Source organism: Streptomyces sp. NPDC059008 (genome assembly GCF_042749045.1).
Taxonomy (GTDB): Bacteria; Actinomycetota; Actinomycetes; order Streptomycetales; family Streptomycetaceae; genus Streptomyces.
Genome location: NZ_JBHYJC010000016.1, coordinates 40,193 through 59,541 on the forward strand (window position 1 = coordinate 40,193; position 19,349 = coordinate 59,541).

Below are 19,349 nucleotides of genomic sequence, written 5' to 3' on the forward strand. Positions count from 1 at the left end.
GAATGAACGTGCGAAGCCAGTACGGGTTTCGCAGGGGGAGTCTGAGTCTGAGTTTCTCTCGGGGGAGATGACGTGCGGAAGTTTCTGGCCATAGCGCTGGCAGCAGTGGCATGCAGCGCCTCACTGACACTGACCACCGCCGCGGAAGCGGCCGCCGCCGGCCAGCCGCCGCGGTGCGTCAAGGTGCGCAAGTACTACGACAAGGACGGCCAGCGGTACGTACGCCTGGCGAATCTGTGCGCCCTGCGCACCTCGTGCTTCACCGTGGTCATCCCGCACCACAAGGACCCGCGCGGCCGCCTCTCCGGGGGCACGACGAAGAGCGTCCGCTACGGCAAGACGGCGACGACGCCGCGGGCCCTGTACGTGAAGAACGTCTCCTGCTGAACGGCCTCACCGCCATGCGACGGCCGGGCCCGGGGGCCTGAGAGCGCGCACCCGCGGCCCGGGCCGTCACCCCTCGTCCGACCGACTGGTCATACGCGTACGGCGATGCCGTCCAGCACCATCGACAGGTACTGCCGGGCGATCTCCTCGGGGCTGTGCAGACCGCCCGGCCGGTACCAGCTCGCCGCGACCCAGACGGTGTCCCGCACGAAGCGGTAGGTGAGCCGGATGTCGAGGTCGGCGCGGAAGACCCCGTCGGCCACTCCCCGCTCCAGCGTGCCCAGCCAGGCCTTTTCGAACTTCTGCTGGGAGTCGGTGAGGTAGCCGAAGCGGGGCTGGCCGGCGAGGTGCTTGGCCTCCTTCTGGTAGATCGCGACGGCCGCGCGGTGCCGGTCGATCTCCCGGAAGGACTCGGTGACCAGCGCCTCGATCGTCTCCCGCGGCCCGAGCCGCGCGGCGAGCACCGCGTCGTAGCCGTCCCACAGCTCCTCCAGGAACGTGGAGAGGATCTCGTCCAGCATCGATTCCTTGGAATCGAAGTGGTAGTAGAGGCTGCCCGCGAGCATCCCGGCCTCGTCGGCGATCCGGCGGACGGTGGTGGCGTTGTAGCCCTGCGCGGCGAAGACCTCGGCCGCGGTGTCGAGCAGTTCGCGGCGGCGCTCCGGGGACGCGTTCGCGGTGGTCGTCTTCTTCTTGGCGGCTGGCACCCGCACATTGTCGCTCTCCGCCGGGCGATGTCCGCTCCCGGGCGGGGCGGCGCGAAACAGCGAAGCCCTTCACGAGCCAAAACCCTTCACGAGTAAAACACCTACAAATAACCTGCTAACCTTCCCCCTATGGGGAAGCATGCCGGGCCCGCCGGGAAGCGCGGGAGGACAGGGAGCGTCGAGCCGACGGGTGTGGTGCGCACCCGGCCGTTGCCGATCAAGAGCACCGTGCGGCTGCGCCGCCCCGTCGACATCTGGCACAAGCCGGCGCTCAGCGCGGTCGCCGCGCTGGCGATCCCCGACCTCACGCTTCTCGTCCTGGGCCGGCTGGATCTGATCCTCTACACCTCGGCCGGGGCGATGTGCGCCCTGTACGCGCACGGTCTGCCGTACGCCGCCCGCGCCCGGACGCTGTCGTGGGTCGTGCTCGGCATGGTCACGAGCCTGGGTGCGGCACTGACCGCGGCCTCGCTGATCTCCTCTGCCGCGCTGCTCGTCGTACTCGCCTCGCTGCTCGCCGCAGTCCACAAGATGGTCTGCGACGCGACGCGCATCGGCCCGCCGGGGAACCTCATCCTGACCTTCGTCGCCGCGTCGGCGTTCTTCGTGCCGCAGCGCCTGGGGCAGGTCCCCTGGCACCTGGCGCTGGCGCTCGGCTCCGGTGTGCTCGCCTGGCTGGTGTGCATGGCGCCGGCGCTGGTCCGTCCGCAGGGGCCGGAGCGGATCGCGACCGCCCGCGCGCTGGAGGCCGCCGCCGGTCTGCTGCGTACGAGGCCGGGTGCGGGCGGCGCGGCGGCGGCCGGGTCGGCGCACGCCCGGCATGCGGCCGCGACCGCCGTGAACGCGGCCCGGCACACGTTGCTCCTGGTCCCGGCGGCCCGCACCCCGAAGAAGGCGGCGGCGCGGACCGGGCTCGAACGGATGCTGGTGCGGGCGGAGGCGGTACTGGCGGATACGGGGGACCGGGAGCCCGGAGACATCGAAGCCCGAGCTGAGATCCTGGGCGAAGCCCGATCCAGAGCCCAGGCCGAAGCCCAGGCCGAAGCCCAGGCCGAAGCCCAGGCCGAAGCCCAAGCCGCCGTCCTCGTCGCCTGGGCCCGTGACCTGCGGCGCGGGCGCCCGCTCCCCCCTGTCTCGCTCTCGGTGGCACCGGCCGGGGAAGGGATCGGCGTCGCCGTCGAGGAGCGGGGCGGCGGCCGGCCCGGGGAACCCACGGCGGGCACCGCCGCCGAAGCGGTGGGCGTGCGGCGGCCGGCTCCCGATCATCCGCGTGGGCTGCGTGCGGTGGCCTCCCGGCTGGCGCCGGGTTCACCGCTGCTGCCCATAGGAGCGCGGGTCGCCGCCGGGTGTGTCCTGGCGGGCTGGGCCTCGATGGCGGTCGGCGTCGGGCACCCGTACTGGGCCGTGGTGACCGCCGCCTCGATCTACCAGGCCAACACCACGCTCTCCTGGCAGCGCGCGCTGCAGCGCACCCTGGGCAATCTGCTCGGTCTGCTGCTGTTCACCGCGCTGCTGCCGGTGATCCGCACCGGGCCGCTCGCGATGGTCGCGCTGGCGTTGGCCTGCCAGCTCGGGGCAGAGGCGTGTATCAGCCGCAACTACTGGCTGGGCTCCGTGTGGGTCACGCCGATGGCGCTGCTGCTGACGGAGTTCGGCGGTCATCGGCCGGCGGCGACGCTGATCACGGACCGCTGGATCGACACCGTGGTGGGCGCGGCGGTGGGTCTGACCTGCTGTGTCGTGGTCACCAACCGGCGGGCGGCGGACCGTGTCGAGGGCGCGCTGGAGCGACTGGCGGAGGCGGAGGCCGCCGTGCTCCGGTTGCTCGCGGCGGGACCGACGCCCAAGGCCGACGAGGCTCGGGAGATCTGCCGGGCGCGCGACCGGCTGGCCGGTTGCCTGGTCGAGCTCCGTGAGGCCGTGGAGGTGGCGGCCGGCGAGTGGTGGCAGCGCGCCGTCCCGCAGGAGCGGATCGCCGGCGCCGAGCAGCGGGGGCACCGTGCGCTGGCCGGAGTCGTCCGGCGGCTCGGGGCCTCTTCGGTGGGACTCGGGGCCTCCTCGGTGGGTCGGGGGCGGACGACGGGCGCCGCGGCGCCGTCACCGGTCGCCTGACCCGTACGCCCGCCCGCGCGGCGGACGGCGCCGTGCGGCAGGCACAATGAGGTCCTGTCCGGGTGATCAGCAGCGGACCGGGTGACCAGCAGCGGACGGGCCGCGCCGGACGCCGTGGTCCCGGACCTGACCCCGGCGCCGACCGCTCGGAGGGGACCGGGCGGCGGACGGCCTGGCCGAGAGGAGAGTGCGGGTGACCGAGGACATCGTCGCAGGGGTGCTGCGCCAGTGGCAGCAGGTGCACCCGGGGCTGGACACCGGCCCGATGGCGGTGATCGGGCGGCTCAACCGCTGTTCCGCCCTGCTCCAGCAGGCGGCCGATGCGCCACTGCGGCGGGCCGGGCTGACCCGGCCCGAGTTCGACATCCTCGGCACCCTGCGCCGGATGGACCGCGAGCTGACCCCTGGGCGGGTCGCCCGTGAGACCTTCGCCTCCGGTGCGGCGGTGACCAAGCGCGTACGGCAGCTGGAGGAGCGGGGGCTGATCGCCCGTCGGCCGGACGACCGGGACCGTCGCGTGGCGCATCTCTCGCTCACCGACGAAGGCCGCGAGACCATCGACCGGCTGCTGCCGGAGCAGCTGCGGTACGAGGCGGCGCTGCTCGACGGCATCGGTGATCAGCGGCAGGAGGAACTCTCCGCGGCGCTGGGTGAGTTGCTGGTCGTGCTGGAGGGGCGGCTCGGCAGCCTCATGGAGTGACCGCGGGTCTCATGGAGTGCGGGGACGCGTGGGGAAAGCGCCTTGGGCGCACCGGCCCGCGGCTTCGGACGGCTCCCGCCCGCCGCCTCGGCCCACGCCCCGCCCGCGCCGCTCACCACCCCAGTCGTGCGATCCGGCCCCGCTCCCCCGCTGCCCAACAGCCCAGGTCAGGGGCGCAGTCGACGGTGTCGTACGAGCCCTGGTCGAACGGGTGCCAGGTGCGGCCGCCGTCGAGTGTGAGATCACTGCCGGAGGGGCCGACCGCCAGGGCCAGGCGTCGGGAGTGCGGGAGCCAGGCGACGCCGGAGCGGTAGGCCGCGGGGGGTTCGGCGGACGCCGTCCAGGTGGCGCCGGCGTCGGCGCTGACCGCGGCGGCGCGGGGCGAGGGCTGGTCGGGGCGGTAGTCCCCGCCGACCGCGAGGCCGTGCGCCCGGTCGCGGAAGGCGAGGGCGAAGACACCGCGTGCCGGATCGCCCGCCGGAAGGGGGGCGTCGGCGACCGACCAGGTACGCCCGCGGTCGGCGGTGTGCAGGACGCGGGCGGTGCCGGCGCCGCCGGTCGCGAGCCAGGCGTCATGGCTGCCGGTGGAGACCAGGCACTGGCCACTGGCGGCGAACGCGGCCTCGCCGTGCTGCGCCGGGGGCATACCGTCCGACGGCAGTACGCGCCAACTGCGGCCGCCGTCCCCGGTGGACAGGATGCGGTACCTGCCGTCCACGGGGTCGCTGAGCGCGATGCCGTGCCGCTGGTCGAAGAAGGTCAGGCAGTCGTAGAAGGCGCGGGGGTCGGTGTTGCGGAAGCTTTCGTGCCAGGTGGCGCCGTCGTCGTCGGTGCGCAGGACGCGCGAGGCCTCGCCCTCGCCGATGGCGAGGACGACCGCGCGGCGTCCGTCGAACGCCTCGACGTCGCGGAACTCCAGCGCGCCGGCACCGGGCGGGGAGACGTCGCTCCAGTGCTTGCCGCCGTCGCGGGTGCGCAGCACGGTGCCGCCCGTACCAGCGACCCAGGCGGTGCTGCGGCTGACGGCCGCCAGGCCGCGGAAGCGGGCGGTGCTGCCGCTGTCCTTGAGGTGCCAGCCGGCGCCGGCGAGCGGAGTGCTGCGCTGCGCTGCCGCCGGCTCGTGGGTGACGGCGGCGGCCACGGCCGACGGGCCTGGTGCGGCGGCGACCGCGCCCGTCACCGCCAGCGCCGCTGCCGCCGTCCGGCGCGCGACCCGCCGCCCGAGCGGAGCCCCGCTCCGTACCCTGTCGAAGAACGACCCGCTGTGCACCATGCGCCGCATTCGCCCCACCCCGCTCGTGTTGTGCGCTGGAAGCTAGCCCAGCGCGGCGGCTCCGTCCAGGCCACCGGGCGGCCGCCGAGGGCGAGTTCACGATGTCCGTCCGAAAACTGACGTGACGTCATGTCGCGGCGTCGCGCACCGGGGCCGTGGATCCCCGGACAGCAAAGAGGGCATATGGCGGCGCATGGGGATACATTCCTCCGCCTCGTGATGCAGGTCACGCAGGAATCCATGGGATTCCAATGCACCCGCGGCAATGGCCTTGCCGTCCTAGTGGTTGTACACCCAGGGAACCGCACCAATTGCAAGGGAGCCGGCGATGTCCAGCGTCATCGACCAAGCCGTTTCGGCCCGTCTCATCGCGACCACTCCCCGGTCGCGGGTGATTCCGGCGAACCTGCGTTACGCACGCACCGATCCGTTCGCGGTGCGCCTGGTCTTTCCGCCCGTCGCGTCGCTGGACGGCGCGGAGGTGGTCTGGACGTTCGGCCGGGAGCTGCTGGAGGAGGGGCTGCACAGGTCGGCGGGCGCGGGCGATGTGCAGATCTGGCCGAGCAATCCCGACGGTGAGTACGACGTCGTCGTGGTGGAGCTGCACACCGCCGGCGGGATGGCCGTGGTGCAGTTCGACGCGCCGGATCTGCGCGGCTTCCTGACCCGGTCCTACGAGGTCGTCCCGAAGGGTGACGAGGCGCGGCATCTGGACGTCGAGGCCGATCTCGACGCCCTGTTGCGCGAGGCGTAGACCCCCGGCCGACCGGGCCACTCCCCCTGGCGCCGACTCGCCCCCCGGCTCACCGCGTCGTCGGCGCCCGCCCCTCGGCGGCGTCCCCGAAGAGGTTCGCCAGGTGCAGGTCCAGCAGCCGTACCGCGGCCTGCGGCTCGTGCACTTCGAGCAGGACGTAGCTGGCGAGCCCGTCGGCGACGCTGATCAGCAGCATCGCCTGGTCCTCGGTCGCGCGCTCCGGGGGCAGCTCCCCGCGTTCCGCGGCGCGTCGGAGCTGGTCGGCGAAGAAGGCGCCGAGCTGGGGAATGCCGTTGCGGGCCTCGGCACGCAGGGTGGCGTCATGGACGGCGCGGGCGTAGTAGGCGGCGCCGACGAGCACGCCGATGCGGCTGTTGTCGTCCAGCGGCAGCATGCCCGTCAGGCAGGCGCGCAGGACCTCGCGCGGTGTCGGCTCCTCGGCGAGCGCCTCGATCCTGGCGCGGATGCGGTCGGCGGCGAGCTGGTTGATGTGCCGGAGGGCGAAGATCAGCATCTCGTCCTTGGTGCGGAAGTAGTGCTGGAGCCGGCCGAGCGAGATGCCGGCCTCCGCGGCGACGTCGCGCAGGCTCGCGGCGTCCAGTCCGCGGCTGCCGGTGATCCGCCAGAGCGCCTCGGAGATCTCCCGCCGTCTGGCTTCGTGGTCCACCTTCTTGGGCACGGACGAGCCCTTCCTTCTCACACCGCGCGCCCTTCGCGGGGCGCCGTTCTTCCCGTATGAACTCCGGCTGCCGCGACCCCTGCCGGTTTTTACAAGTCGCTTGTACCGTTATAACGTACCGCTACTCAATACGCTTGACTTGGAAACCGGTGACACCCTGATGCCCGAGCACGCCGCCCCGCTCCTGCGCCCGCCCCGCCACCGTGTCGATCCCCGGGCCCGCAACTGGTGGACCCTGCAGGCCCTGCTGACGCTCAGCGGCCCGATGCTGCTCACCGCGCTCGTCATGGCGGTGCTGTCCCTGCTGTTCTTCCCCGGCGCGCTGCCCTGGCTGGGACCCCTGCTGCTGGTGGTGCTGGTCCTGCCGGCCGTCGGCTACCTCGTGGTGATGCCGCGCTGGCGGTATGCGGTACACGCCTGGGAGCTGGGCGGCCGCGCGGTCTACGCCGCGGGCGGCTGGTTCTGGCAGAAGCGGCGGATCGCACCGCTGTCCCGGGTGCAGACGGTGGACACGGTGCGCGGTCCGCTGCAGCGGCGGTACGGACTGGCGACGGTGACCGTCACCACCGCCTCGACCGCCGGTGACATCAAGATCGCGGGCCTCTCCGACGCCGACGCCGAGGAGCTGTCCCGGCTGATCGGCGAGGCCGCGCAGGCCGTGCCGGGTGATGCCGCATGAGCGCACCGCTGCCTCCCGAGGTGCCCGGCGTGTCCGGCGGGTACCGCGACGCCCGCACCGCGCCGGGCGCCGCCCCTTCCACCGCTCCCCCGTGGCGGCGGCTGGATCCCCGCACCCTGCTGGTGCACTGCGGATGGATGGGGGCGCCGCTGGCCTCCCTGGCGCTGACCGCGCTGGCCACCGGCGGCCGGATCGGCACCAAGGCCTGGATCACCCTCGCCGCCATCGCCGCCTCGTTCGCCGTCGTCACCACGATGGGCCTGATCCGCTGGGCGCGTACGGACTTCCGGGTCACCGCCGACACCCTCGACGTACGGACCGGGCTGCTGAACCGGCGGCTGCGCAGTGTGCCGCTGCACCGCATCCGCACCGTCGATCTGACGGCGACGCCGCTGCACCGGCTGCTGGGCGTCACGGTGCTGCGGGCCGGCACGGCGGGCTCGGGGGACGGTGGCGGTGAGCTGTCGCTGGAGGCGCTCACGACCCGGGAAGCCGACCGGCTGCGCGCGGAGTTGCTCACCCGCGCCGACACCGAGGGGGCCGCGCAGGATCCGGTACTGGCCCGCATCAACTGGCGCTGGCTGCGCTACGCACCGCTCACCTTCTGGGTCGTCGGCGGGGTGTTCGTGGTGGCCGGATCGGTCTACCGGGTGCTGGACGGCATGGGCGTCGAGCCGTGGAAGATCGGCTTCGTCCGGCAGGCGTTCGTCGACTTCGGCGCGAGCGCGCTCTGGCTGACGATCCCGGCGGCGCTGCTGGCCGTCCTCGCCCTCGGCTCGCTCGGCGCGATCGCCCTGTACGTCGAGAACTGGTGGAGCTACCGCCTGGAGTGGGCCGACGCACGCACCCTGCGGGTCCGCCGCGGGCTGTTCACCACCCGCTCGGTCACCATCGAACGGGCCCGGCTGCGCGGGGTGGTGCTGCGCGAGCCCCTGCTGCTGCGGGCCGGCGGCGGCGCGCTGGTGCGTGCGGTGGCCGGTGGGCTGGGCAACCGCGAGGAGAACCGCAAGCGCAGCGGGCTGCTGCCGCCGGCGCCCCGCGCGCAGGCGCTGCGGGTGGCGGGCGGGACGCTCGGCACACCGTTCCCCGGCAGCTCCGCACCGGCGCCGCTGGCGCCGCACCCGCGCGCCGCCCTGCGCCGACGCCGGGTACGCGGCCTGCTGTTCGTGGTGCTGCCCGGTACCGCGGTCCTCGCGGGTCTGGGCGCGGCCTTCACGCCCGTACTGCTGCACTGCGCGTGGATCTACGCGCTGCTCTGCACGCCGCTGACGCTGTGGCTGGCCGGCGACGCGTACCGCAGCCTGGGGCACGCCGTCGACGGCCGCTACCTGGTCGGGCGGTCGGGGACCTTCAGCCGCGACACCTTCGCCCTCCAGCGCGAGGGGGTCGCCGCCTGGACGTTCTCCACCTCGCCGTTCACCCGCCGGTCGGGCCTGGTCACGCTCACCGCGGCGGTCGCGGCGGGCGAGGACGGCTACCGCATCCGGGACCTCGCGGCCGACGACGCTCCGGCGTTCGCCGCGGCGGCGGCTCCGGGCATCCTGGACGAGTTCCTGGTCCGGCCCGGGGAGCGGCACCAGGCCTGGGGGCAACTGCCGTAGTGGGCAAGGGCAGTCGACCCACACCCCTTAAACGTGACGCACCTCACACACCCTTCGCGTGCACGGCGGGAGTGGGCACGGCGTCCTACTGGACGAGCCATCGCCCATGACCGACAGCCGTGAGGGAGCAGCGCGATGAACACCGTCATCGACCACGCCGTCCAGGTCCGCCTCATCGCCACCACCCCCGGCACGCACGCGGTCCCCGCCGTGCTGCGCTACCACCCCGCCGACCCGCTGGCGGTGCGGATGTCCTTCCCGCCGGAGATCTCGTTGGACGGCTCCGCGGTGGACTGGACGTTCGCCCGCGAGCTGCTGGACGAGGGGCTGCGGACACCGGCCGGGCGGGGCGACGTCCGGGTGCGGCCGTGCGGCCCGGACCGCACGGTGATGGAGCTCCACGCCGACGAGGGCATCGCGATGGTCCAGTTGAGGACCGCGGAGGTGCGGCGGTTCCTCGCGAGGTCCTACGCGGCCGTGCCCGCCGGCGCCGAGTCGCCCTACCTGGGTCTGGAGCGCGGACTGGCGGAGCTGTTCGGCGCGGCCTGATGCGCGGGCCCGCTCGGCACGCGCCGGAAACGCCGTGCGGGCCGCCGCCCCGGGGATCCCGGAGTGCGACGGCCCGCACGGCGTTTCCGGCCGCTCAGGGGGTGGCCCTCCGATCTCCGTGGGCCCGCGCAGATCGAAGGAACACCTCCTGGCTCCCCTACCGCTCCGGGAATCCGAACCCGTAACCCTGCAGCTTCATCCACGGCAGCAGTCGCTCCAAGGACTCCACGGTCCGGGCGCGGTTGCCGCCGCCGTCGTGGAAGAGGACCGTCGGCCCGTTGGTGAGTTCCCCGCGCACCGTCGCCTCGATCGACTCGACGCTGCCGCCCTCGAAGTCCTTGCTGTCGACGTTCCAGCCCAGCGGGCGCATGCCGTGGTCGGCGGCGAGCTGCCGGCTGTAGGGCGTGAAGGCGCCGCCGGGGGCGCGGTAGTACTCCACCTTCGCGCCACCCGCCGCGTCCTCGATCATCTTCTGCGCGTCGAGGATCTGCCGGGACTGGTAGCTCTGCGGTTGGTGGTCCATGCCGGTGTTGTGGCTGGTGGTGTGGTCGCAGAGCTTGTGCCCGGCGGCCACCACCTGCTTGACCAGGTCCGGGTGGGCCTTGGCCTGCGGGCCGATCATGCAGAAGACCGCCTTGACGTCGTGCCGCTTGAGCACCTCCAGGACCTTCGGGGTCCACACCGGGTCCGGTCCGTCGTCGATGGTGATGTTCAGGCTGCGACCGGGGCGGTCCGAGGCATGGGCGATCGACGGATCGACGGGCGCGATCTTCGGCGCCCGCTCGGGCCGCTGCTGGGCGGAGCCGGGACTGTCCGCTTCGGCCTCGGAGGCCTGCGGCTGGGCGAAGGCCAGCGCCCCCGCCACCGCCAGCGACACCACTGCCGCCGCGGCCACTCCGATGATCCCGCCCTCGATTCCGAAGCGCCGTGCCATGCCGATCCCGTCCCCTCACGCCGTGCTGGTTTCCTGACGGACGCGGTGGGCGATGCCGGTGCCCGCCGCCTTCCACCACGACAGAGGGGCCCGGGACCGGGCAGGCTGCTCCTGTTACGGATCCATCATGAAACTGATTGATACTCGACCCATGCCACGTGTACTTCTGATCGAGGACGACGCCGCCGTACGCGACGGGGTGACCCTCGCGCTCCGGCGGCGCGGCCATGAAGTGGCGGCCGCGGCCAGCGGCGAAGCGGGCCTGGCGACCCTGCCGGCCTTCCGTCCCGACATCGTGCTGCTGGATCTGATGCTCCCGGGGAAGGACGGCTTCGAGGTCTGCCGGCTGATCCGGGCCGAGCGGCAGCTGCCGATCATCATGCTCACGGCGCGTGGCGACGATCTGGACGTGGTGCTCGGGCTGGAGGCCGGGGCCGACGACTACATCGTCAAGCCGGCCCGCGGTGAGGTCCTCGAAGCACGCATCCGTGCCGTGCTGCGCCGCACCGCGCTGCCCGCGGACGGTGCGCCGGCCGCCGCGGAGCCGGGCCCCGCCCCCGTGGAGACCTACGGCGAACTGGCCATCGACCGGGCCGGTCTGGTCGTCGCCAAGGGCGGTCAGGACCTGGCCCTGGCGCCTTCGGAGATGAAGCTGCTGCTGTTCCTGTCCGCCACCCCCGGGCAGGTCTTCAGCCGCCAGCAGCTGCTGGAGCATGTGTGGGAGCACAGCTACCACGGCGATGCGCGACTGGTCGACGCCTGCGTCATGCGGCTGCGGACGAAGATAGAGGACACCCCGCGCAGCCCCCGCTACGTCCAGACCGTGCGCGGCTTCGGCTACCGCTTCGGGCCGCTGTGAACCGCCTGGTGCCCTCCCGCACCCTGCTGCGCGGTCTGCGGGCCCGGCTCGTCGTGGGGTTCCTGGTGGTGGCCACGGTCAGCGCGCTGACCACCGCCCTGCTGACCTACCGCGAGGCCCGCAACGCGATCCTCCAGCGCTCCCAGGACATCGCCGTCAACGATCTGCGGGCGCAGGTCAACTCGCTGGCGCCGGAGCTCACGGTGCCACCGGCCCAGGCCGACCTGGACAACTTCCGGGTGCAGCTGGAGCGCTCCGGGAAGTCCCGCGACTGGGACATCTCCGTGCACTATCGCGGGGTTCCGGACAGCGACGAGGGCGGTCTGCGGCGCAGTGTGGTGATCCCGGCCGACCTCAAGGCGAGCGTGGAGAAGCGCCATGTCCCGGCGTTCCAGCGCATCGACCGCGGCGGCGACCCCTGGCTGCTGATCGGGATGCCGGTCCGGCAGTCCGACGGCCAGGCCTCCGCGCTGTCCGTCTACGCCCAGCTCCCGCTCAGCGCCGAGGAGTCCAACGTCGAGGCGCTGGTGACCGCCGCGCAGCGGGGCGCGCTGCCGGTGCTCATCCTCGCCGTGATCCCGGCGCTGCTCGCCGCGCGCGGGGTGCTGCGGCCGGTGCGGGGCCTGCGCCAGGCCGCCGGGCGGATCGCCGAGGGCAAGCTGGACACCCGGCTGGAGGTCAAGGGCGCCGACGAGCTCGCCGATCTGTCCCTGACCTTCAACGACATGGCGGCCCGGCTGGAGGAGAGCATGGCCGAGCTGCGCCGTCTGGAGTCCAACTCCCGGCGGTTCGCCGCCGACGTCTCGCACGAGCTGCGGACACCGCTGGCGGCGATGACCGCGGTCACCGACGTGCTCGACGAGGACGCCGACTCCCTCGACCCCGACACCGCCTCCGCGGTCCGGCTGATCAGCCAGGAGACCGGCAAGCTGGCGCGGATGGTGGAGGACCTGATGGAGGTCTCGCGGTTCGACGCGGGGGCCGCCGCGCTGCATCTGGACGAGGTCGATGTCGCCGAGACCATCCGCAAGACGCTGCAGGCCAGGGCCTGGCAGAAGCGGGTGGCGGCGGACCTGCCGGCGGATGTGCGGGCCCGGCTCGACCCGCGGCGGCTGGACGTGGTGGTCGCCAACCTGGTCGGCAACGCGCTGCACCACGGCGGCGAGCCGGTCCGGGTGGCGCTGCAGGCACCGGAGGCCGGCGCCGACCGGCTGCTGATCGAGATCTCCGACAGCGGCCCCGGCATCGACCCCGAGGTCCTGCCGCATGTCTTCGAGCGCTTCTACAAGGCGGACTCCGCCCGTGCCCGCTCGGAGGGCAGCGGTCTGGGCCTGGCCATCGCGATGGAGAACGTACGACTGCACGGCGGCACCCTGCGCGCCGCCAACTGCCCCGACGGCGGGGCGGTGTTCACGGTGGACCTGCCGCTGCGCCACGACGAGCCGGGCGAGCCGGGCGCCGAGGCGGCCGGCGGCGGAAAAGAGAGCGACGCATGAGGACGACGCAGTCCCCGAACGCCCCGCGTACAGTGCGGGCCCGGCGGCGGGTGCTGGCCGGCGCGGCCACCGGCGCGCTCGCCGTGGCGCTGGCCGGCTGCGGTATCGCGCCCACCGATGTGATCGACGCCGGTGAGCCCGCCGGCGGTGTGAAGTCTCCGGGCCAGCAGGTGGCCGATGTCCAGCTGTTCTTCTACGGGCCCTCCGGGCTGCGCTCCGCGACCCGCCCGGCGAAGGCCCCGGTCGATCCGGAGCAGGCCATCGAGCTGCTGATGGAGGGGCCCAACCACGCCGAGCGGATGCGGGGCCTGTCCAGCGTGCTGCCGAAGTTCCCCGCCCCGCTCACCGCCTCCAGCAGCGAGGGCAAGGTCGTGATCACCCTGCCGGTGAACGCCAAGCTGCTGGACTCCGCCTCCCTGAACCAGCTGGTGTGCACCGCGGCCAACGCCCGAGTGCCCGGGGACAAGCCTCCGGGGCAGGTCGCGGTGACCGTGGTGGGCGATGCGGTCCGGGTCGGCCCCATGGTGTGCGGCGGGAACAACGCCTTCCCGGTGGTCCAGCCCACTCCAGGGGCCTCGGCCAACAGCGGCAGCGGCGAAGCGGGCGGCGGCGTAGGCTGACAGCGCTGACGTAAGGGCCGCATCCTGGGGAGAGGCGATGACCGAGCGCAAGCCACCCGGAGTCACCTTCGAGACCTGGGTCGACAAGCAGATCCGCGAGGCGACGGAGCGCGGCGACTTCGCCGACCTCCCCGGGGCCGGCAAGCCCCTGCGCCATCTCGACCAGCCGTATGACGAGATGTGGTGGATCAAGGAGAAGATGAGCCGGGAGCACCTGTCCTACCTGCCGCCGAGCCTGGCTCTGCGCAAGGAGGCCGAGGACGCCCTGGAGGCCGCGGCGAACGCCCCCACCGAGGCCGCGCTGCGGCGCATCCTGGCGGCGGTCAACGAGCGGATCCGCGCGGCGCTGCGGACCCCGCTCGAAGGCCCCCCGCTGAACCTCGTCCCGTTCGACATCGACGAGCAGGCCGACAAGTGGCGGGCACGGCACGGAAGTTGAGCGCGTCGCGCCGGGCTCACCGCCCGGCGTCCGCCATCCGTACGCGCACGAACCGCGGCCGGTACAGCGCCACGTCGCCGTTGAGCCGGGCGTCGGCCGGCACCCCGGGCGGCCCCAGCCAGTTGATGTCGTAGCTGAGCAGCAGCCCGCCGTCCGTGGTGAGTTCCGGGTGTGCCTGGGGGTTGTAGGCGGCGACGTACCGCGGGTCGGGCGCGGGCGGGCGGGGCGGGGTGAGCCGGCCGACCGGGCCGTGCCAGGGGCCCCGCGGCGAGCAGGCCCAGTAGCCGGTGATCGTCCGCAGGCCGGCCGTGCCGCCCCGCCCGGTGTCCATGGTGAACAGCACCCAGGTGGCGGGGCCGTCGCGCAGGACGGTGAAGGCGCTGCCGACGCCGCGCCGGCCGCCGCCGCGCAGCACCGGCCGGGCCCGCTCGGCCCGCCGCTGCCAGCGCGCGCCGTCCCAGAACCGCCAGCCGTCCCGGTCCGCGAGCCGCCCGGCCGGGACCCGGGCGACAAAGGCGCTGGAGCCCGGCGCGGACGGCGGGTCGTCGCCGCCGAAGACATAGGTCCAGCCGCCGTCCCGCACCGCCGCGGCACCGTAGAGGACCCGTCGCCCGGGGTCCGCGACGGCGCCGGGGCCGACGGTCTCCTCGATGCCCTCCAGGCGCAGGCCGGGCAGCGAGAGGGTGGCGACCTCGGTACTGCGCGGCACCCCGAAGAGCCACGGTCCGGTGCCGGGGGCGCGGTTCCACAGCAGCACTCGGACGACCTTCTCGCGGGCCCCGGGCGTACGGGGCTCCACGCTCGCGTGGACCGGCCAGCGCCAGCCGCCGTCGGGCGGGTCCGGGAAGAACGGTCCGGGAGCGGCCGGGGTCCCGCCGGTCAGGGTGCGCTCCAGCCGGCCCGAACGGGACATCAGCACGGCGGAGTTGCGCCGCAGGAAGGGGGTGCCGCCGGCGTCGGCGGTGCGCCAACGGCGCCTCTCTCCTTGGGGGTTGGGCGGTGGCTGGATCCGGTCGAGGAAGGTGTCGGAGAAGAGCCAGAGCGTACGGCCGTCGGGGAGGCGCACCGAGTGGGTGCCGTCGCCGCCGGTCCAGTCGTCCACCCGGGTGTTGTCGTTGCCGTAGCGGGCGAATTCGGCGGTATGCCGGGAATCGACCGACCAGGAGGCGATCCGGCGCCCGGCGCAGCCTCCGGCGCGGTCCGGGGCGGCCGCTCTCGGCAGGGCCCACAGGAGCGCGGCGAAGACCGCCAGGAGCAGGGCGGCGAGGGCCGCGGTGCGCAGGACCGGCGCCTTGGACATCGCGCTCCTTGCTCGGGTGCCGGGCCCACCGTAGCGAACCGGTCACCGGCGCATAGATATGAACATCAATGAGAGGTCAACGAGTGCAACGTCACAGCTGGAGCCCCTGCTCCAGCTAACGGTCGTTCGCCTAGCCTGCTGCCATGACCGCCGAGTCCCCCGAACTCCCCCTGGCTGCCGCATTCCCGGATGCCGACCGAGCGCAGTGGCAGCGCCTCGTCGAAGGCGTGCTGCGCAAATCGGGCGTCACAGAGGCAACGGGCGCCGCCGCCGAGGACGCGCTCGCCACGGATCTCCAGGACGGGATCCGCATCCGCCCGCTGTACACCGCCGAGGACGGCGCGGCCGCCCCGGGCCTTCCGGGGTTCGCGCCCTTCGTGCGGGGCGGCCGCCCCGAGGGCACCACCGTCGCCGGGTGGGACGTACGCCAGCGCCATGTCCAGACCGATCCGCGGCGCGCCAACGAGGCGGTGCTCGCCGACCTGGAGAACGGCGCCACCTCGGTATGGCTGACCGTCGGGGACGGCGGGGTACCGGTGGCCGGTCTCGAAGAGGCGCTCCAGGGCGTCTATCTGGACCTGGCCGCGGTGGTCCTGGACGCGGGTGCCGATTTCACCCCGGCCGCCGAGGAGTTGCTGCGGCTGTACGCCGCGTCCGGTGCCCCGCTGCGGGAGGCCACCGGCTGTCTGGGCGCCGACCCGCTCGGCCTGCTGGCCCGTACGGGCGACGACAGCAAGCTCCGGGTCCAGCTGGAGGCGGCGGCCCGGCTGGCGCGGCGCTGCACCACCGAGGCGCCCGCGCTGCGCGCGCTGGCCGTCGACGCGCTGCCGTACCACGAGGCGGGCGGCTCGGCCGCCGAGGAACTGGGCACGGCGCTGGCCACCGGCGTCGCCTACCTGCGGCAGCTGACGGATGCCGGGCTCGGCGTCGACGAGGCCTGCCGGCAGCTGGAGTTCCGCTTCGCCGCGACCGCGGACCAGTTCCTGACCATCGCCAAGCTGCGCGCCGCCCGCCGGCTGTGGGCACGGGTGGCGCAGGTGTGCGGGGCCTCGCCCGACGCGTCCGCGCAGGTCCAGCACGCGGTCACCTCCACGGTGATGATGACCCGTCGGGACCCCTGGGTGAACATGCTGCGCACCACCGTCGCCGGGCTGTCGGCCGGCGTGGGCGGTGCGGACGCGGTGACGGTGCTGCCGTTCGACGCGGCGCTGGGCCTGTCCGACGCCTTCGCCCGCCGGATCGCCCGCAACACCCAGTCGGTGCTGCTGGAGGAGTCGCATCTGTCGAAGGTGATCGACCCGGCGGGCGGCTCCTGGTACGTGGAGCAGCTCACCGACGAACTGGCCCACGCGGCCTGGGCGTTCTTCCAGGAGATCGAGGGCGCGGGCGGCCAGGCCGCGGCGCTGCGCTCCGGGATGCTCGGCGAGCGCCTCGCGCGCACCTGGCAGCGCCGCACCGAGGACCTGGCGCACCGCCGCGAACCGATCACCGGGGTGAGCGAGTTCCCGCACCTCGCCGAGGCGCCCGTGCGGCGCGAGCCGGCACCCGCGCCGGTCGGCGGGGCCTCGCCCCGCGCGGAGTCGGGGGGCGGGCTGCCGCGGGTGCGCAGGGACGACGCGTACGAACGGCTGCGGTCGCGCTCCGACGCGCATCTGGCGGCGACCGGGGACCGCCCCAAGGCGTTCCTGGCCGCGCTCGGCCCGGTGGCGGCGCACACCGCCCGGGTGACCTTCGCCGCCAACCTCTTCCAGGCGGGCGGCATCGAGACCGTTCAAGAGGCCGTGGACGCGGCGTCGGTGGCCGAGCCGTTCGCCCGCAGCGGCGCGAGCATCGCCTGCCTGTGCTCCGCCGACGCGGTGTACGGCGAGCAGGCGGCGGCGGTGGCGGCCGCGCTGAAGGCCGCGGGTGCGCGGCAGGTGCACCTGGCCGGCAAGCCCGGCGAGCACCGGGAGGAATTCGTGGCGGCCGGGGTGGACGGCTTCGTCTTCGCGGGCTGCGACGCGGTCGAGGCGCTGTCCTCGGCCCTGGACATCATGGAGGTGGCGTGATGGGGAACATCCCCGACTTCAGCGGGATCGAGCTGGGGGAACCGGCCGGAGCAGCCACCTCGGCCGACGCCGGGCGGTGGGCCGAGGCCGTGGCGCAGACCACCGGCAAGGACGTCGAGGCCCTGACCTGGGAGACGCCGGAGGGCATCGACGTCAAGCCGCTGTACACCGAGGCGGATCTGGCGGGCCTGGACTTCCTGGGGACGTACCCGGGGGTCACGCCGTATCTGCGCGGCCCGTACCCGACGATGTACGTCAACCAGCCCTGGACGATCCGGCAGTACGCCGGCTTCTCCACCGCCGAGGAGTCCAACGCCTTCTACCGGCGCAACCTCGCGGCCGGCCAGAAGGGCCTGTCCGTCGCCTTCGACCTGCCCACCCACCGCGGGTACGACAGCGACCACCCGCGCGTCACCGGCGATGTCGGCATGGCGGGCGTGGCGATCGACTCGATCTACGACATGCGGCAGCTCTTCGAGGGCATCCCGCTGGACAAGATGACCGTGTCGATGACGATGAACGGCGCGGTGCTGCCGGTGCTCGCCCTCTACATCGTCGCCGCGGAGGAGCAGGGCGTACCGCCCGAGAAGCTGGCCGGGACCATCCAGAACGACATCCTCAAGGAGTTCATGGTCCGCAACACCTACATCTATCCGCCGCAGCCCTCGATGCGGATCATCTCCGACATCTTCGCGTACACCTCGCAGAAGATGCCGCGCTACAACTCCATCTCGATCTCCGGCTACCACATCCAGGAGGCCGGCGCGACGGCCGACCTGGAGCTGGCGTACACCCTCGCCGACGGGGTGGAGTATCTGCGCGCGGGCATGGCGGCCGGTATGGACGTGGACTCCTTCGCCCCTCGCCTCTCCTTCTTCTGGGCGATCGGCATGAACTTCTTCATGGAGATCGCCAAGCTGCGCGCGGCCCGGCTGCTGTGGGCGCGCCTGGTGCAGCGCTTCGATCCGAAGAACCCCAAGTCCCTCTCCCTGCGCACCCATTCACAGACCTCGGGCTGGTCGCTGACCGCGCAGGACGTCTTCAACAACGTCACCCGCACCTGTGTGGAGGCGATGGCCGCCACCCAGGGCCACACCCAGTCGCTGCACACCAACGCGCTGGACGAGGCGCTGGCCCTGCCCACCGACTTCTCCGCCCGCATCGCCCGGAACACCCAGCTGTTCCTGCAGCAGGAGTCGGGCACCTGCCGGGTCATCGACCCGTGGGGCGGCAGCGCGTACGTCGAGAAGCTCACCCACGATCTCGCGCGGCGGGCCTGGCAGCACATCGAGGAGGTCGAGGCGGCCGGCGGGATGGCCAAGGCGATCGACGCGGGCATCCCGAAGCTGCGCGTGGAGGAGGCCGCGGCCCGTACGCAGGCGCGGATCGACTCGGGGCGGCAGGCGCTGATCGGCGTCAACAAGTACCGGGTGGAGTCCGACGAGGAGATCGAGGTCCTCAAGGTCGACAACTCCGCGGTGCGCGCCCAGCAGATCGACAAGCTCAAGCGGCTGCGCGCCGAGCGCGACGAGGCCGCCTGCCAGGACGCGCTGCGGGCGCTGACACAGGCGGCGAAGTCCGGTCCCGGCAAGGGACTCGAGGGCAATCTGCTGGCGCTGGCCGTGGACGCGGCCCGCGCGATGGCGACCGTGGGCGAGATCTCCGACGCACTGGAGGCGGTCTACGGGCGGCACTCCGGCCAGATCCGTACGATCTCCGGTGTGTACCGAGACGAAGCGGGGCCCTCCTCCGGTGTCGAGCGCACCCGGGCGCTGGTGGCCCAGTTCGAGCGCGCCGAGGGGCGCCGACCGCGCATCCTGGTGGCCAAGATGGGCCAGGACGGCCATGACCGCGGCCAGAAGGTGATCGCCACGGCCTTCGCCGACCTGGGCTTCGACGTGGATGTCGGCCCGCTGTTCCAGACGCCGGCGGAGGTGGCCCGCCAGGCGGTCGAGGCCGATGTGCACATCGTCGGGGTGTCGTCGCTCGCCGCCGGACACCTCACCCTGGTGCCCGCGCTGAAGGAGGCGCTGGCCGCCGAGGAGCGCGAGGACATCACCATCGTGGTGGGCGGGGTGATCCCGCCGCAGGACGTGCAGCCGCTGCGCGACATGGGCGCCGCCGCGGTCTTCCTGCCCGGCACGGTCATCCCCGACGCGGCCCACGACCTGGTGCGGGACCTGGCGTCGGTCCTCGGCCACGAGCTGTAGAG

Annotated in this window: 18 protein-coding genes; 13 read left to right on the forward strand and 5 right to left on the reverse strand. The window is 73.4% G+C overall.

Features of this window, described 5'->3' with window-relative positions:
- The first annotated feature begins 72 nt into the window (after nt 1-72).
- Nucleotides 73-387, forward strand: a complete 315-nt coding sequence (locus ACFWZH_RS20285; RefSeq protein WP_384432687.1) for a hypothetical protein — start codon at nt 73-75, stop codon at nt 385-387.
- Nucleotides 388-476: 89 nt separating this feature from the next.
- Here ACFWZH_RS20285 and ACFWZH_RS20290 read toward each other — a convergent pair whose 3' ends face one another.
- Nucleotides 477-1,094, reverse strand: a complete 618-nt coding sequence (locus ACFWZH_RS20290; RefSeq protein WP_384432689.1) for a TetR/AcrR family transcriptional regulator — start codon at nt 1,092-1,094, stop codon at nt 477-479.
- Nucleotides 1,095-1,223: 129 nt separating this feature from the next.
- On the opposite strand from ACFWZH_RS20290, the gene ACFWZH_RS20295 reads away from it, so the two are divergent.
- Both ACFWZH_RS20295 and ACFWZH_RS20300 read left to right on the forward strand, forming a co-directional pair.
- On the forward strand, nt 1,224-3,206 hold the full coding sequence (locus ACFWZH_RS20295; protein WP_384432692.1) for an FUSC family protein: 1,983 nt from the start codon (nt 1,224-1,226) through the stop codon (nt 3,204-3,206).
- A 193-nt stretch (nt 3,207-3,399) separates the two neighbouring features.
- Nucleotides 3,400-3,906, forward strand: coding sequence for a MarR family winged helix-turn-helix transcriptional regulator (locus tag ACFWZH_RS20300; RefSeq protein ID WP_384432695.1), 507 nt, complete (start codon nt 3,400-3,402; stop codon nt 3,904-3,906).
- A 112-nt stretch (nt 3,907-4,018) separates the two neighbouring features.
- Here the strand turns inward: ACFWZH_RS20300 and ACFWZH_RS20305 are convergent, their stop codons facing one another.
- Nucleotides 4,019-5,092, reverse strand: a complete 1,074-nt coding sequence (locus tag ACFWZH_RS20305; protein ID WP_384432979.1) for a WD40/YVTN/BNR-like repeat-containing protein — start codon at nt 5,090-5,092, stop codon at nt 4,019-4,021.
- A 415-nt stretch (nt 5,093-5,507) separates the two neighbouring features.
- Here ACFWZH_RS20305 and ACFWZH_RS20310 point away from each other — a divergent pair, with 415 nt between their 5' ends.
- Nucleotides 5,508-5,933 (forward strand): SsgA family sporulation/cell division regulator, encoded by a 426-nt coding sequence (locus tag ACFWZH_RS20310; protein WP_384432699.1) that lies wholly within the window; start codon nt 5,508-5,510, stop codon nt 5,931-5,933.
- A 49-nt stretch (nt 5,934-5,982) separates the two neighbouring features.
- On the opposite strand, the gene ACFWZH_RS20315 is transcribed toward ACFWZH_RS20310, so the two are convergent.
- The gene (locus ACFWZH_RS20315; protein WP_384432702.1) at nt 5,983-6,612 is read right to left on the reverse strand and encodes a TetR/AcrR family transcriptional regulator; all 630 of its coding nucleotides are present in this window, start codon (nt 6,610-6,612) and stop codon (nt 5,983-5,985) included.
- 160 nt (nt 6,613-6,772) lie between these two features.
- Here ACFWZH_RS20315 and ACFWZH_RS20320 point away from each other — a divergent pair, with 160 nt between their 5' ends.
- The 3 genes from ACFWZH_RS20320 (at nt 6,773) to ACFWZH_RS20330 (ending at nt 9,441) form a co-directional block, all read left to right on the forward strand.
- Nucleotides 6,773-7,291, forward strand: a complete 519-nt coding sequence (locus tag ACFWZH_RS20320; RefSeq protein ID WP_384432983.1) for a PH domain-containing protein — start codon at nt 6,773-6,775, stop codon at nt 7,289-7,291.
- Entirely contained in the window at nt 7,288-8,892 is a 1,605-nt protein-coding gene (locus ACFWZH_RS20325) for a PH domain-containing protein (RefSeq protein WP_384432705.1), read from the forward strand. The genes ACFWZH_RS20320 and ACFWZH_RS20325 overlap by 4 nt, the downstream gene beginning before the upstream one ends.
- Nucleotides 8,893-9,027: 135 nt before the next feature.
- The gene (locus tag ACFWZH_RS20330; protein WP_384432708.1) at nt 9,028-9,441 is read left to right on the forward strand and encodes an SsgA family sporulation/cell division regulator; all 414 of its coding nucleotides are present in this window, start codon (nt 9,028-9,030) and stop codon (nt 9,439-9,441) included.
- A gap of 157 nt (nt 9,442-9,598) precedes the next feature.
- On the opposite strand, the gene ACFWZH_RS20335 is transcribed toward ACFWZH_RS20330, so the two are convergent.
- Nucleotides 9,599-10,375, reverse strand: coding sequence for a polysaccharide deacetylase family protein (locus ACFWZH_RS20335; protein WP_384432711.1), 777 nt, complete (start codon nt 10,373-10,375; stop codon nt 9,599-9,601).
- A 151-nt stretch (nt 10,376-10,526) separates the two neighbouring features.
- Between ACFWZH_RS20335 and ACFWZH_RS20340 the strand changes: the two genes are divergently transcribed.
- Genes ACFWZH_RS20340 through ACFWZH_RS20355 form a run of 4 tightly spaced genes read left to right on the forward strand, consistent with a single transcriptional unit; the run spans nt 10,527 to nt 13,789 of the window.
- A complete protein-coding gene (locus tag ACFWZH_RS20340) occupies nt 10,527-11,234 on the forward strand; it encodes a response regulator (RefSeq protein ID WP_384432714.1) in 708 nt (235 codons plus the stop codon).
- An 8-nt stretch (nt 11,235-11,242) separates the two neighbouring features.
- Nucleotides 11,243-12,730, forward strand: coding sequence for an ATP-binding protein (locus ACFWZH_RS20345; protein WP_384432717.1), 1,488 nt, complete (start codon nt 11,243-11,245; stop codon nt 12,728-12,730).
- Nucleotides 12,727-13,350 carry a hypothetical protein gene (locus tag ACFWZH_RS20350; protein ID WP_384432720.1) on the forward strand — a complete coding sequence of 208 codons (624 nt, stop codon included), beginning with the start codon at nt 12,727-12,729 and terminating at the stop codon, nt 13,348-13,350. The genes ACFWZH_RS20345 and ACFWZH_RS20350 overlap by 4 nt, the downstream gene beginning before the upstream one ends.
- Nucleotides 13,351-13,387: 37 nt before the next feature.
- A complete protein-coding gene (locus ACFWZH_RS20355; RefSeq protein WP_384432723.1) occupies nt 13,388-13,789 on the forward strand; it encodes a DUF1992 domain-containing protein in 402 nt (133 codons plus the stop codon).
- Between the two features lie 16 nt (nt 13,790-13,805).
- Here ACFWZH_RS20355 and ACFWZH_RS20360 read toward each other — a convergent pair whose 3' ends face one another.
- Nucleotides 13,806-15,089 carry a DUF4185 domain-containing protein gene (locus ACFWZH_RS20360; RefSeq protein WP_384432726.1) on the reverse strand — a complete coding sequence of 428 codons (1,284 nt, stop codon included), beginning with the start codon at nt 15,087-15,089 and terminating at the stop codon, nt 13,806-13,808.
- A 143-nt stretch (nt 15,090-15,232) separates the two neighbouring features.
- On the opposite strand from ACFWZH_RS20360, the gene ACFWZH_RS20365 reads away from it, so the two are divergent.
- Together ACFWZH_RS20365 and scpA are read left to right on the forward strand one after the other, a co-directional pair.
- Complete coding sequence (locus ACFWZH_RS20365) at nt 15,233-17,137, forward strand: methylmalonyl-CoA mutase family protein (RefSeq protein ID WP_384432729.1); 1,905 nt, start codon at nt 15,233-15,235, stop codon at nt 17,135-17,137.
- The gene (gene scpA / locus ACFWZH_RS20370; RefSeq protein WP_384432732.1) at nt 17,137-19,347 is read left to right on the forward strand and encodes a methylmalonyl-CoA mutase; all 2,211 of its coding nucleotides are present in this window, start codon (nt 17,137-17,139) and stop codon (nt 19,345-19,347) included. The genes ACFWZH_RS20365 and scpA overlap by 1 nt, the downstream gene beginning before the upstream one ends.
- Nucleotides 19,348-19,349: the final 2 nt, after the last annotated feature.

Bases quoted from the DNA above. Each gene is read 5' to 3' on its own strand.
- ACFWZH_RS20295 (WP_384432692.1), top strand. From the start codon at position 1,224: ATGGGGAAGCATGCCGGGCCCGCCGGGAAGCGCGGGAGGACAGGGAGC.
- ACFWZH_RS20310 (WP_384432699.1), top strand. From the start codon at position 5,508: ATGTCCAGCGTCATCGACCAAGCCGTTTCGGCCCGTCTCATCGCGACC.
- ACFWZH_RS20320 (WP_384432983.1), top strand. From the start codon at position 6,773: ATGCCCGAGCACGCCGCCCCGCTCCTGCGCCCGCCCCGCCACCGTGTC.
- ACFWZH_RS20325 (WP_384432705.1), top strand. From the start codon at position 7,288: ATGAGCGCACCGCTGCCTCCCGAGGTGCCCGGCGTGTCCGGCGGGTAC.
- ACFWZH_RS20330 (WP_384432708.1), top strand. From the start codon at position 9,028: ATGAACACCGTCATCGACCACGCCGTCCAGGTCCGCCTCATCGCCACC.
- ACFWZH_RS20335 (WP_384432711.1), bottom strand. From the start codon at position 10,375: ATGGCACGGCGCTTCGGAATCGAGGGCGGGATCATCGGAGTGGCCGCG.
- ACFWZH_RS20340 (WP_384432714.1), top strand. From the start codon at position 10,527: ATGCCACGTGTACTTCTGATCGAGGACGACGCCGCCGTACGCGACGGG.
- ACFWZH_RS20350 (WP_384432720.1), top strand. From the start codon at position 12,727: ATGAGGACGACGCAGTCCCCGAACGCCCCGCGTACAGTGCGGGCCCGG.
- ACFWZH_RS20355 (WP_384432723.1), top strand. From the start codon at position 13,388: ATGACCGAGCGCAAGCCACCCGGAGTCACCTTCGAGACCTGGGTCGAC.
- ACFWZH_RS20360 (WP_384432726.1), bottom strand. From the start codon at position 15,089: ATGTCCAAGGCGCCGGTCCTGCGCACCGCGGCCCTCGCCGCCCTGCTC.
- ACFWZH_RS20365 (WP_384432729.1), top strand. From the start codon at position 15,233: ATGACCGCCGAGTCCCCCGAACTCCCCCTGGCTGCCGCATTCCCGGAT.
- scpA (WP_384432732.1), top strand. From the start codon at position 17,137: ATGGGGAACATCCCCGACTTCAGCGGGATCGAGCTGGGGGAACCGGCC.